At 61.3% G+C, this 12,471-nt stretch carries 8 protein-coding genes; 3 read left to right on the top strand and 5 right to left on the bottom strand.

Going from position 1 to position 12,471, the window contains the following annotated elements; genetic code table 11:
* Nucleotides 1-9: 9 nt before the first annotated feature.
* From PLL20_12765 to PLL20_12745, 5 genes are all read right to left on the bottom strand, one after another.
* Nucleotides 10-309: an RHS repeat-associated core domain-containing protein gene (locus tag PLL20_12765; protein ID HPD30863.1), complete on the bottom strand. Its 300-nt coding sequence runs from the start codon at nt 307-309 to the stop codon at nt 10-12.
* A 568-nt stretch (nt 310-877) separates the two neighbouring features.
* Nucleotides 878-2,449 carry an RHS repeat-associated core domain-containing protein gene (locus PLL20_12760; GenBank protein ID HPD30862.1) on the bottom strand — a complete coding sequence of 524 codons (1,572 nt, stop codon included), beginning with the start codon at nt 2,447-2,449 and terminating at the stop codon, nt 878-880.
* 48 nt (nt 2,450-2,497) lie between these two features.
* Nucleotides 2,498-3,058: a transposase gene (locus tag PLL20_12755; protein HPD30861.1), complete on the bottom strand. Its 561-nt coding sequence runs from the start codon at nt 3,056-3,058 to the stop codon at nt 2,498-2,500.
* A 6-nt stretch (nt 3,059-3,064) separates the two neighbouring features.
* Nucleotides 3,065-3,313, bottom strand: a complete 249-nt coding sequence (locus PLL20_12750) for a hypothetical protein (GenBank protein HPD30860.1) — start codon at nt 3,311-3,313, stop codon at nt 3,065-3,067.
* 150 nt (nt 3,314-3,463) lie between these two features.
* Nucleotides 3,464-5,605: a right-handed parallel beta-helix repeat-containing protein gene (locus PLL20_12745; GenBank protein ID HPD30859.1), complete on the bottom strand. Its 2,142-nt coding sequence runs from the start codon at nt 5,603-5,605 to the stop codon at nt 3,464-3,466.
* Between the two features lie 438 nt (nt 5,606-6,043).
* Here PLL20_12745 and PLL20_12740 point away from each other — a divergent pair, with 438 nt between their 5' ends.
* The 3 genes from PLL20_12740 to PLL20_12730 all read left to right on the top strand — a co-directional run bounded on the left by PLL20_12740 (nt 6,044) and on the right by PLL20_12730 (nt 12,456).
* Nucleotides 6,044-7,618 carry a DUF3604 domain-containing protein gene (locus PLL20_12740; GenBank protein HPD30858.1) on the top strand — a complete coding sequence of 525 codons (1,575 nt, stop codon included), beginning with the start codon at nt 6,044-6,046 and terminating at the stop codon, nt 7,616-7,618.
* A gap of 64 nt (nt 7,619-7,682) precedes the next feature.
* Nucleotides 7,683-9,143 carry an FAD-dependent oxidoreductase gene (locus PLL20_12735; GenBank protein ID HPD30857.1) on the top strand — a complete coding sequence of 487 codons (1,461 nt, stop codon included), beginning with the start codon at nt 7,683-7,685 and terminating at the stop codon, nt 9,141-9,143.
* A gap of 142 nt (nt 9,144-9,285) precedes the next feature.
* Nucleotides 9,286-12,456 (top strand): family 78 glycoside hydrolase catalytic domain, encoded by a 3,171-nt coding sequence (locus PLL20_12730; protein ID HPD30856.1) that lies wholly within the window; start codon nt 9,286-9,288, stop codon nt 12,454-12,456.
* Nucleotides 12,457-12,471: the final 15 nt, after the last annotated feature.

Here is a 12,471-nt window from a genome sequence, read left to right as displayed (position 1 = left end):
CCAGCCTGTTCAGAAATATGAGAAGCGGTAGGATAAGTCGGAAAGGTCCGCTAGCGCACAGCAACACGTACATGGCGGCGGCGGAGGTTTGGAGCACCCTCCCGTCGGATCCGCCAGCACAACGGGGCTGCTCCCCGTGTACTGGTACAGATTCATCCCATCCACATACCCCGCCGGATCCCTCTGGAGCCAGCGGCCGTGTTTGGGGTCGTACATGCCGTGGGCGGATTGGGGCAGGAAGCCGGGGATGACCAGGGCGGCCGCCAGGGCCAACAGCGGTACCGGCTTGTTACTCGATCGTTCGTTCATTGGTCACCTGCGCCTTGCCCAGTCGGCAATGATGGATTCCTTATTCTGTTTCTTCCGATCTTTTCACCAGCGTCTGGTCCACCCATCAGCGATGAACCGAAGGGCGCGCCGCATTCCGGGCAACGTGTGTCACCTGAGCCTCTGAGACTGTCACCGCAGAAAGTGCAGTGCCCCTCAGGCGCGGGATCACGGCGTGCTTCCCGGAGAGCAAGGACGAAGACAACGAGTGACAGTACTGCGGACAATGGGAGCAGGACAAAGGCGAACAACACGGAGTAGAAATACCCAGGCCCGTTCATCATATTGTAGTTGATGCCAGGAAGATTGACGCAGAGTATCGCCCCCGCAAGCGAGGCGATGGACAGGAAGGCGAAGACCCTCAAGGTCCACTCACGGCTGGAGGCTAATATGATCGCGTCGGCAAGCAGAAACGCAAGGGGACAGGAATAGTTCGTAAGCCACATAGAGCCCACCGGCTTGCCGATGATTGCGGCCACGCCAGGAATCACAAGGCCAAGCGGCATAAGGATCACGGCACAGCGCAACAGTCTGAGTCTGGTTCTCGTCCTCACCGTTCGGTTCCTTCACTTTCCGCCGCACATTCCTCCCCGCAACGACGACTACTTCCAGCAGAACTTGTGGCGAGGGGGCCAAATTGGATAAAATGGCACTGGCACTTCGGACACTTGCCGTTGTTGCAGCCTGTGCAGATTGCCCGCAAGAACTTGTCGATATGAGATCGAGATTCCATCTCTGTTCCGCTTACTCGCTTGTTCCCCCTTTCCCACAACAGCCACCTGGCCTCCCAGAACACTGAAAGATAAGAAGGCTCGCCGGCGCGCCCACCGTAACCGCTTTGAAGTCTTGTCAGCCAGCGCCCGTAGACTTTTGGCGGCCGCCCGTCAGAACGTGCCTGGACCGGAGTCGAGCCATTTGGCCTGTCGAACGCGTCGTATTTATAGAACCAGTACAACGGGTAGGCTGGCGGTATCTTGTACCCGTCATCGCCGGGCCAGTTGTAGGAGCTTTCGAACGTGACATGATAGACTCGATAGACAGGGCCGGCGGCATCATACTCGGGATCATCGTAGTAGGGCCCATGCGTGATGAAGGTGTCAGAATCCCCTGAATTGTACTCGCCATGCGCATACCAATCCTGAAGTGCGTGGAGACTGTGCCCCAGCCACCTTGACGCAGTCTCAGGGTCATCCTTGTCAAGGCATGCCTTGAGCGCCTTGTCGTAATCCTCATCTCGATGCTGATGCCTTGAATCAACACCGTACCTGTAGGCGTTGAAGTGATAACCCTGGCTGCGACCGCCCGGCACCGGCGTCCAAGACTGCTCGGCGTATTCGCCGAAATAGGCAAATGTGTCGGTAGCCTCATCATAATGCGCCACGCGTGCTGCGCCGGTTTCCGTCATCGCCTCGTCAATCGCCCAGCTCCTCGTCTTTTCTGTGTGAACACGGTAGTCCCAGGTGCCCAAGGGATCCAGACCACCCGTCGGGTTGCTCCGGGCATAGGAGTACAGATTCACCCCATCCACATACCCCGCCGGATCCCTCTGCAGCCAGCGGCCGTGTTTGGGGTCGTACATTCGGTTGCGGTTGTCCTGGATTCGTTTGAAGTCGGGGTCTTCGCTGACCAGCAGGGCGGAGGCGTGGAGCGTGTCGGTGGTACGGCCGGTGAAGAAATAGGGATTGTCGACGGAACTGTAGTTGATCGTGGGAGGAGGTGAAGATGAAACGGGGATCAATGCAGCGATCTCCGACACATCGGCTGCCGTTACATCGCCGTCCAGGTTGGCATCACACCAGGGTTCATCCCAGCCAGCACCGACCCTCGCGGACACGAGTGCCATGTCGCCGGCGGTGACAGGACCGTTGCGGTTGACGTCTCCCGGCCACCAGTCGTACAGAGTCGCCCCCCCGTACGTGTCGTACACGTACATCTCCTCCATCCATCCCCGGCAGTCGGCCAGGCCGGCCACGGTGTACAACTCCTGGAGCAGGTAGTAGTAGTCCTTGCCCATCTGGTTGTCGCCCGGCTTTGCGTCCGCCTGATGATCCCTCATCACCGCCCGCTCGTCAATATACTGCATGCCGTGGACGTAGCTGCGCTGTGTCCTTCCGGTAAGCATGCGTAATCTTGGACGGCGTGCCCGGGGTGGGACGGAGTAACCGAGGGATCAGCCAGGGATGTCGGCGTCGGTCTCCTGGATTGTCTTGCGGTAGTTCCAGGGCATCCAGTTTTCGGGTTGGGCGGCGAGGTCTTCGGCGTGGCGTTGCAGTTCGGTCAGGTAGTCGAAGGGGTCGACGTCGTTGAGCTGGCAGGTGTGGATGAGGCTCATGAACAGGTCGCCGACGCGGGCCCCGTTGAGGGTTCTGTAGAACAGCGCGTTCTTTCGATGCAGGATCGCTCGTTTCAGGGCTCGTTCGACAATGTTGTTGTCCAGAGGGGCTCCGGGCTGACGCAGGAAGAGGGTCAGCTTCTCCCAGTGCTTGAGCAGGTAGGAGATGGCCTGGCCGAGCGCTGAGTTGGGCTCCACCAGCCGTTCATCGAACTGCCGGATGCACCAGGCCCGGAGCTGCTCCATGATCGGGCCGCTCTCGGCCTGGTGGAAGGCCAGCCGTTGCTCCGGCGACAGGTTTTGCTCGCGGGCGATCGCGTCGTTCCGGTTCTCATCCGCCGTCCTCCGTGCCGCCTCGCGGCGACGGCCGACGATACCAGCCGCCTCACGCCGTTTCATGCAGGCTTACCGGAAGGACACGTAGTACAGGACCAGGAGCAGGATGCCGAACGCACACGCCAAGCGTGTCAAAGGGTTTAAGAACGGGGCCAGGCCGATGCCGATCAAGCCCCAGATGTTCAACAGGTCAACCACCCTCAGCACCCGCGGATGGGCGACGATCCAATGAAAGAAGTCCGAAAGGACCCGATGGGATTCAAGGAGGTCACCCGCGGACGTCCCGTTCGGATCACGTACCTTGCAATTACTTCTCATAGGAAGTGTCATCCAATCGCCAGACGGAGCACAAACAGGGCGGTCGCCTGGATGCCGGGGAGTCGGGAGCTTGAGACTGGAGAGCCGCTTGTCATCAGTAGTCCTCCTCTCGCCGCGTTCCGTCACAGGCGGAGACTCGCTCGGACGCCATTATCCCGGCGTATGGGACTTCAGTCGTCCGATCCTGCTCGTGTCGATCGGCTTGAAGCCGATCCTCTCGGCCGGTGAGCCGGCCTTCAGTCTGAAGTCACCGTTCTTTGGGTCCACGAACAGAGGATCCGCGATGATCGAGTGCCTGTCCTGGTCCCACCATTGCTGCCACTGTTCGAATGATCGATCGCCGGGGAAATCGAACGGCTGACCGTCTTCCCGCCAGTAGAGGTTGTAGTCCATCTTGAAGTTTCCGCTCTTGTTCCAGCGCCATCCGTTGTCCAGCATCCGCGGCAACGTGCTGTAGACGATGTTGTGCTCGATGGTGAACGAGAAGGGGTCATTCTGCCCCGATCGGTTGACCGTGCCGTCGGCGCTATAGGCGAACACGTTGTTTCGGATCACGTTGTATTGCCCGTAGTTCTGATGATACGACTCGTGGCTGGTCCGGTAGACGATGTTATTCTCCAAAAGGACGAAGCTGCTGCCCTCGTCGTTGTACAGGCCGTGGCCGCCGTACGCGAAGGCCTCGACATCGTGAATGAGATTGTAGCGCAGAACGGTTCCCGGAGAGGAGCCGAGCGTGTAGATGCCGCCCATGTCGCTGAGCAGCTTCCGGCCGATGTGGTGGATGTGGTTGTACTCGATGATGTTGCAGGCCGCCTTGCTGGGCCGGGAGTATCCCCAGACCCAGCCGACACTGATCCCGGTGTAGTACAGATGATGGATATGGTTGTGCGAAACGGTGTTGGCCCAACTGTGGCCGACCCAGACGCCGGCGGCGCCGGGGAACACCAGTCCGCCGTTGGAAATCTCACAATCGGTGACGGTGTTGTGATGGCTGTCCTCGTTGAGTTTGACGCCGCCGGCGCCGAGGTCGGTCAGGGTGCAGCCGGAGATCACGTTGTCTCTGCATTCGGCGCCCAGCTCGATCGCCCAATTGGAGATCTGGGAGACCGTGCAATCGGTGATCCGGCAATTCCGGGCGTTGAGCAGGAACAGGGCCGCGGGCAGCCGGGCCATGGCCTGGCCTCCGGCGGACTTATCGGGAGGCAGGAACCAGTTATTGTGCTTCAAAGTCAGGCCTCTCAGGGCCAGATGCTCAATCGGCCTGGGAGTGGGTCCCTGGCCGATCAGCCGCGGTCCCGTCCAGAATGTCTTGTTTCTTTCCTCAAGCGGATTGCGGGGTTCGTCGCCGAGCACACACAGCAACTCGTTCAACCGGGGGGCAACAACTGTTGTGTTGTCCGGCGTCTCTCCGGCCACGGGCAGGTAGTAGAGCATGCCGCTGACTCGATCGAGGTACCACTGTCCGGGTTTGTTGAGGGCTTCTCGCACGCCGAGCATGTAGTAGCGTCCGTTCTTGTCGTCTGTGATGACCTTGTCGGCGCCCAGGTAGCTTGGTTGGGTGAACTCGATGGTCCGGGTCGCCTCGTCCAGGTTGGCGGCGAACAGATGAGCCTCGTCCCAGCTCATCAGACAAACGAACTCCACGTCGCCGAGATTGTGCCATTTCTTCACGTGCCCCGGGCGGTAACACGCCCGGTCATTCTGATTGGCCTTGTCGCGCACGTTCTCTCTCTTCAAGTATCTTTCACTATGTGGCGGGATGCCGGCGAACTGGTACCAGCCTTGTTCCGGCACCTGCGGACGCGGGCAGCGTCTGCCGTTAACGAACAACTGCCGGAAATACCATTTGCCTTCCTTGACCTCGGGGATTTCGACCACCCAGCAGGGTCGGCCGTTGATCTCCGCGTCGCGCCAACCGCCGATGACCCGCCCGCCGCTGAGGATCGGTTGCTCGTTCTTGTACGCTGCATAGACAATCGGCTTGCCCGGGGTTCCCGAGTCCCGAGGTTCGAAGACGACCGTTTCCTCCAGGTAGTAAACGCCGCCGCGCAGGTGCACGGTGATGGCCTCGTCCGTCCACATCCCGCTGGCCCGGCGTGAACGGATGAGGTCTCGGGCGGCTGCGATTGAAGGCAGGGGGCCGTCGGAATGCTCGGCGTTGGCCGCCGGCAGTGTTCCCGACCACTCGATCTTCCCGCTCGGCGCCACGTAGAGATCAACTGCCAAGGCACCCCGATCACAAGCGCTCACCAGTAACAGCAGGATCGTGCCTATCCGTCGATTTGCACGCATTGATCGCCTCACGTCCTTTCTGCTTTCTCCGTGCGCACCGGTTGGGGGGGCGGTTCGAGTCCGCGGCGCGCATCTCCAGCGTTCTTCTGTGGCGACATGCGCAAACAGAAGCATCTCTGGCCACGCTCAGCGCAGCCATCGACGACGTACCGATGCCGTCCGACTTCTTCCGCAACAGGGGTCCGAGTGCAGTGATGATCCGCTCATCGTCAACCGCTCGCTCCCTGGGGGCAGGTGGGGAGAAAGCAGCTCTCGCAAGTCCCTTCTCATGCCGAGTTCCGCTGCTTGCCTTGCCGGACAAGCATCGTCTTCCCGGTATAATGGGGCCGCGAAGGAGCGAATCTCGCTCATCCGGAACAACCTCGTCTTGCCGGATGAGATGACTCGCATGCGGATTATGGCATAAGATCGCGCGGTGTGCAACAGGCAGGTTTCACGATGATTCCTTCTCGGCAACGTGTGTTCATTTCGGTGTTTGCATCTGTTGTCCTGCTGATCAATGTCCGCTTGACGGCCGATCAGCCCAGGCAGCTTTTCTGGGGCGATATCCACAATCACAATGCGGTTGGATACGGCAAGGGCTCCTTGCAGCGCAGCTACGAGATCGCCGAGAGCCACCTGGATTTCTTTGCCTTCACCGCCCACGGCCACTGGCATGACATGCCCATCATGCCCGAGAACAAGCACGAGAAATGGGTGAACGGCTTTGCGGCCACGCGGGAACACTGGGACGAGGTTCGGCGGATGGCCAAAGAGCGCTACAAGCCGGGGCGATTCGTTCCCTTCGTGGCTTACGAATGGCACTCGAGCCGATTCGGTGATCAGTGCCTGATCTACCCCTCCGACGTCGACGCGCCGCTGGAGTATTTCGATCACATATCGAAGGTCCAGGCCTTTGCGAAAGAGAAGGGGGCCTTGCTGATCCCGCATCACCCGGCTTATCGGTGGCAGTGGCGCGGGACGGCATTCGAGTTTCTTGACACGGACGTGTCTCCGGTCGTGGAGATCTTCTCCGAGCACGGTCTGGCCGAGCACGACCGCGGGCCGTTCGACTACGTTCGCCACAGCAACGGCGGACGGTGGACACCGAGGACCCTGCGAGCCCTCCTTGCCCGAGGCGCGCATGTCGGCGTTGTCGCCAGCACGGACAATCACAGTGGCTATCCGGGGGCGTATCGTGAGGGGCTGGTGGGCCTCTATGCGAACGAGTTGACGAGGGAGGGGGTTTTCGAGGCCCTGCGTGCCCGGCGGTCGTTCGCGGTCACGGGCGATCGCATTGCCTTGGACTTCCGGGTCAACGGCCATTGGATGGGTGACATCCTGCCTGAGACCCCGAACCGGCAGGTCACCATCACGGCGAGCGGCTGGGATGAGATTGCGTCGATTGAGCTGGTCAAGAACGGCCGTGTGGTTGCTCGGGCCTTCCCAACGGACGCCGACGTTCATTCTCCGCCTTGGTCGTCGCCGGTGCTATGCCGCGTTGAATTCGGCTGGGGGCCCTGGGGGGATCTGGCGATGACTCGCATCTGTGACTGGGATTTCGAATTGGAGATCATCGGCGGCCGAATCGTCGAGGCCCAGGGTTGTTTCCGCGCCGGGCCGTTCGACGAGGACCGGCGCAACAGGGTGGAGAAGCTGTCGGAGAAGTCGTATCGGGTCCGCTCCTACACCTCGCGCAAGGAACCGCTCGGCGATCTGGTCAACAACAGCGTGGTCCTGAAGATCGAAGGCGGCCCCCAAGCCGTTCTCAAGTGTACGATGACACGGCCTGTCGCCATGAAGATAGAGAAGAGCCTCAAGGATCTGTCCTCGGAGAACACCCTTGAGTTTACCGGCCCGTTTACGAGCGAATCGATGGTTTTTCAGCGGTTAGTCTTCGCGCCGCACTACACGGGCCGGCTTGAGTTCTCTGACGGGCCGGACGAGGGGGCAAAGGAGGACTGGTACTACGCTCGCATCGTGCAGGCCAATGGCGATCTGGCCATATCGAGCCCGATCTGGGTGCGAAATTGATGGGATCGGCGTGTCAGGGCGGCCTGCATGCAATGACGAATAGTCAAGATGTGGAGAATTCATCATGGCAAGGGCAATGGTTTGTAAGGTTATGTGGACGCTGGTTCTGGTCGCTCTGCCGGCGAGTCTCACCGGGGCAAAGGCCGCGGATCAGCAGGTCGCCTCGCCTGGTGCACAATCTTCTTTGGGCTTCGTGAAGGAGCCCGCCAAAAAAGTGCCCGTTGCGTATGACGTCGATGTTGTCGTGGCCGGTGGCGGCATCTCGGGCGTTTTCGCGGCGCTGGCCGCGGCGCGGGAGGGCGCGACGACCGTGCTGATCGACCGGTTCGGCTATGTCGGAGGGAGTTTCGGGCCGGGCATGATGTCTCAGCAGGGGCCGATTGCCGAGCACGGCGACGCCCCGGCCAGTGGTCCGGCCGGTGATCCGGTGAAAGGGGGCTTGGCCGGGCTGCCGAAGGAGTTTAGCCGGGAGTATTTCGCTTTGGGGTCTGGCACGCCAGAACGATCCCTCGCCGACTCCAACAAGGCCGCTTATGTGGCCCTGAAAATGCTGAAGGAGGCCGGGGTGACACTGATGCTGTCCGCCTACGTGGCGGACCCGATCATGGAAGGCAACAAGGTTTGCGGTGTGTTCGTAGAGAACAAGTCCGGCCGTCAGGCGGTCAAAGCCAAGGTGGTGATCGACGCCACGGGCGAGGCCGATGTCGCTCGCCGGGCGGGCACTCCTATCCTGCAGCCGAAGGCGGAAACTTATGATCTCGATCATCATTCGCCAACAGGCATGGGCATCTGGGCTGTCGTGGCGGGCATTGACCCTGCCAGATTCAAAGGCATGGAGGCTTCTGAGTTCGAGGCGAAGAAGGACATCGGCGACCTGGCCCAGGTGGGATGCAGCGGCCTCGTGGAGATCGGTCCCGAGAGACACATGAGGGGCATCAAGGCCCAACTGGTCCGGCCTCATCCCAAGGTCGATGCGGGCAATGCCGAGCACATTTCGTTGTTGGAAGCAGGCGTACGCATGTACATCTTCGAGTTCGTACAGCATTGTCGAAAGAATGTGCCCGGGTGCGAAGATGCTTATCTCTTGTTCACCGCTCCTTACCTGGGTTGTCGCGGCGGGCCGTGCATCGAGGGCGAGTACACGCTGACGATGCAAGACTGTCGCGAGGGCAAGCGCTTCGACGACGTCATCTATCGTTACGGCGAACCGCGGGCGTTCCGCTGGATGAACGAACACGGGCGCGTTGAATGGACGGACGTGCCTTACCGGGTGATGATACCCAAGAAGACGGACGGACTGATCGCCGTGGGACGTAGTGCCTCCGGGATTCCAGACACACTGTTGCGCAACCGCGAGGGGGTGATGTACATGGGCCAGGCCGGCGGTACCGCGGCGGCCATGGCGGCCAAGAGCGGCATCGAGCCTCGGGCCGTTGATGTGAAGCAGCTTCAACGGAAGCTGCTGAAATCAGGTTTCCATCTCGGTGATCGGGCCCGTTTGGCGGAGTTGGGATTGGTAGACTAAGGCCCGGCTTGTCGGCCGAGGCGTCCCCCCTTGTTAATGTGATCGGGAACGCTGGCGGCAAGGAGACGTCTCTGAAAGGCGAAGGCATTTTGCGCAACCGCGAACTGCCGCAAAGTTGGAGAGACGGTGGACGAATGTGGGCGTGAGGGGCACTGGTGCAGTCCTGATGTTGGCTATAGTGGTCACACTTGCGACGATGACTGCTTCGGCGACGGGGGCTCTTTCTCCTTTGCGACTGCGTTGCGAGTACGCTGTCAATCCACTTGGGATCGATGCGGCTCGACCTCGGCTGAGCTGGGGACTCCACGCAGATCGCCGGGATGAAAAGCAGACCGCCTACCAGATCCTTGCCGCCGGCAGCAGCGAGAGGCTCGATCGCGACCAGGGCGACTTCTGGGACAGCGGCAAGGTCAGCTCAGACCAGAACGTGCACGTGGTCTACGATGGCAGTTCGTTGTTGTCGGGGGCGCGGGTTTACTGGAAGGTGCGGGTCTGGGACCGCGATGACCAGGTGTCCGCGTACAGCGAGCCGGCCTGGTGGGAGATGGGCCTGCTCAAGCCGAGCGATTGGACAGCCCGGTGGATCGCTTGCGATGAATTGAAAGGGCTGGGTGCAGGGCTGCAACTTGGTCAGTGGATCTGGGTCCCCGATGCCCCGGCCCAGGTACCGACCGCTTTTTTCCGCCGTTCGTTCGACCTTGCCCCTTCGATGAAGATCGCGGAAGCTATCATCAAGCTCAACGCCGACAATGCGTTTGAGCTCTACGTCAACGGCGGATTCGTCGGCGGCTGCCGCTACTGGGACATGCCGCGCGAGTACGACGTCACGCCCGATGTGCGGCCCGGCCTCAATGTGATCGCCGTTAAGGTGGTCAACTCGGTTGATCCCGGCGGCCTGCGGGCGGCTTTGCGGATTCGGTTCGTCGACGGGCGACTGTTTGATCTCGCGTCCGATGCCGATTGGCTGGTGAATACCACCGAGCAGACGAAATGGCAGGAGCCGGACTTTGACCAGTCAACATGGCAGCACGCCGTCGTGCTGCCCGCTGACAAGGCCGACCGCTGGAAGCAGATCCAGGATCCTTTCGGCCCGCCGCGCTCGGTGTGCCTTCGCAAGGTCTTCGCGCTCAGCCGCCGGGTTGTGAGAGCTCGTGCCTGCGCGAGCGGGCTGGGTCTGTATGAGCTTTACGTCAATGGCCATCGCGTCGGCGACGACGTGTTTGCTCCGGGCTGGACGGACTATAGCAAGCGAGTGCAGTACCAGGTGTACGACGTGACCGCTCTCCTGCACGAGGGCGAGAACGCCGTCGGAGCGATCCTGGGCAACGGCTGGTTCTCGGGCGACCTGGGCTGGACCCGCAAGCCGCCATTCTCGCAAGGACCGCTGCGCTTCATCCTGCAACTTGAGATCGAGTACGATGACGGCACGCGCGAGCGGGTCGTGACCGATCGAACCTGGCAGACGCACACTTCGCCGATCACTCGGAACACCTTTTTTAATGGCGAGACATACGATGCACGACTTGAAATGCCCGGCTGGGCCACGCCAACCTTCATCGCCCGCGACTGGGTGCCCGCGATCGAGCTGGAACAAGGCGGAAAGCTTGTCGCCGAGCAGTGTGAACCCATACGGGTGACCGAAGAACTGCGGGCCGTGCAGATCACCGAGCCGGCTGCGGGGGTGTACGTATTCGACTTCGGCCAAAACGCAGCCGGATACGTCCGGCTCAGTGTCCGCGGCCCCCGGGGCACATGGATTCGGCTCCGGTTCGCCGAGATCCTCCGGCCGGACGGCCAGCTCTACCGTGACAACCTGCGGGCGGCGGAGGCCACGGACTACTACATCCTCAAGGGCGAGGGGCAGGAAATCTGGGAACCGACATTCACCTACCATGGCTTTCGTTACTGCGAAGTCACGGGTTATCCGGGCAAGCCCACGGTCGATTCCCTGGCGTTCCGTGTCCTCCATTCCGCGGCGGCGCCGGCGGGCAGATTCGAATGCTCGAACCCGCTTCTCAATCAGATCTGGCGGAACGTCACGTGGAGCCAGCGATCGAACATGTACAGCGTCTGGACCGATTGTCCGCAGCGTGATGAGCGGATGGGCTGGACGGGCGATGCGGTGGCCATGGCCCCAACCGCCTGCTGGAACATGCACATGGCCCGGTTTTTCACGAAGTGGATGCGTGACCTGACCGACGGGCAGGGCGAAGACGGCGGCGTCCCCGATATTGCCCCCGCCGTTTACGGCAGCGGGGCCGGTTCGCCAGGCTGGAGCGACGCGATCACCACTGTGCCCTGGACGGTGTACCAGTTCTACGGCGACAAGGGGATTCTCGAGGAAAACTACGAGGCGATGACTCGCTGGGTCGAGTTCATGGGGCGGCACAGCAAGGACCATCTGTATCAACGTGATGGTTACGGGGACTGGATTGCCCCGGCGCAATCACCCAAACCGCCTATGGCTGCGGCGTACTACTACCATTCGACCGATCTGCTGGCCAAGGCGGCTGCGGCGATCGGCAGGACTGACGATGCTCGCAAGTACGCCGACCTTGCCGGCCGGATCGCCGAGGCGTTCAACCACGCTTACTTCGACAAACAGACACGCCAGTATCAAGGCTCGACCCAGACCGCGAATGTCCTGCCCTTGTACTTCGGGCTTGTGCCGCCTGCGGAAACGGCGGCCGTCGTCCAGAACGTTGTTCGGGATATCGAATCCCGCGGCGATCATCTGTCCACGGGCTTTCAGGGTACGGCCTATCTCATGCCGGTGCTGGCGCGGTACGGGCAGCAGGAAGTCGCCTACCGCCTGGCCGTGCAGACGACCTATCCTTCATGGGGATACATGGTCAAACAGGGGGCCACGACGATCTGGGAACTCTGGGATGCCGACAAGAGGGGTCCCGAGATGAATTCGCGCAATCACGCTGCGCTCGGAGCGGTCGGGCGATGGTTCTTTGAGGGCTTGGCCGGCATCAATATCGATCCGGCCGAACCGGGCTTCAGACACATCATCGTCCGGCCGACGCCGGTCGGCGGACTGACCTCGGTCGAGGCCGAATACGAATCCATTCGAGGCCTGGTGGCCAGCAGGTGGCGTGCCGAGGGCGAGCGATTTACTCTGAATGTGGTTGTCCCGGTCGGCAGCAGGGCAACCGTCTTCCTGCCGGCGGCCAAGGCAAGCCGGGTAACCGAAACTGGCCGTCCGGTCGAGTCTGCGGGAGGCGTGCATCTGGTTCGCGAGGAGGGGGGAGCAGTTGTCTGCGAAATCGGCTCCGGTTCGTATGAGTTCGAGGTTGTTTCTCCGTGAGGCTGGAGGCTGATG

It is taken from the genome of Phycisphaerae bacterium (genome assembly GCA_035384605.1).
Classification (GTDB): domain Bacteria; phylum Planctomycetota; class Phycisphaerae; order UBA1845; family PWPN01; genus JAUCQB01.
The sequence above is the reverse complement of the archived record's forward strand: the minus strand, read 5'-3'. Positions and strand labels throughout refer to the sequence as shown.

Excerpts from the sequence above, each read along its gene's own strand:
- PLL20_12760 (HPD30862.1), bottom strand. The coding sequence starts at position 2,449 with ATGCTTACCGGAAGGACACAGCGCAGCTACGTCCACGGCATGCAGTAT.
- PLL20_12740 (HPD30858.1), top strand. The coding sequence starts at position 6,044 with ATGATTCCTTCTCGGCAACGTGTGTTCATTTCGGTGTTTGCATCTGTT.
- PLL20_12745 (HPD30859.1), bottom strand. The coding sequence starts at position 5,605 with ATGCGTGCAAATCGACGGATAGGCACGATCCTGCTGTTACTGGTGAGC.
- PLL20_12755 (HPD30861.1), bottom strand. The coding sequence starts at position 3,058 with ATGAAACGGCGTGAGGCGGCTGGTATCGTCGGCCGTCGCCGCGAGGCG.
- PLL20_12765 (HPD30863.1), bottom strand. The coding sequence starts at position 309 with ATGAACGAACGATCGAGTAACAAGCCGGTACCGCTGTTGGCCCTGGCG.
- PLL20_12750 (HPD30860.1), bottom strand. The coding sequence starts at position 3,313 with ATGAGAAGTAATTGCAAGGTACGTGATCCGAACGGGACGTCCGCGGGT.
- PLL20_12735 (HPD30857.1), top strand. The coding sequence starts at position 7,683 with ATGGCAAGGGCAATGGTTTGTAAGGTTATGTGGACGCTGGTTCTGGTC.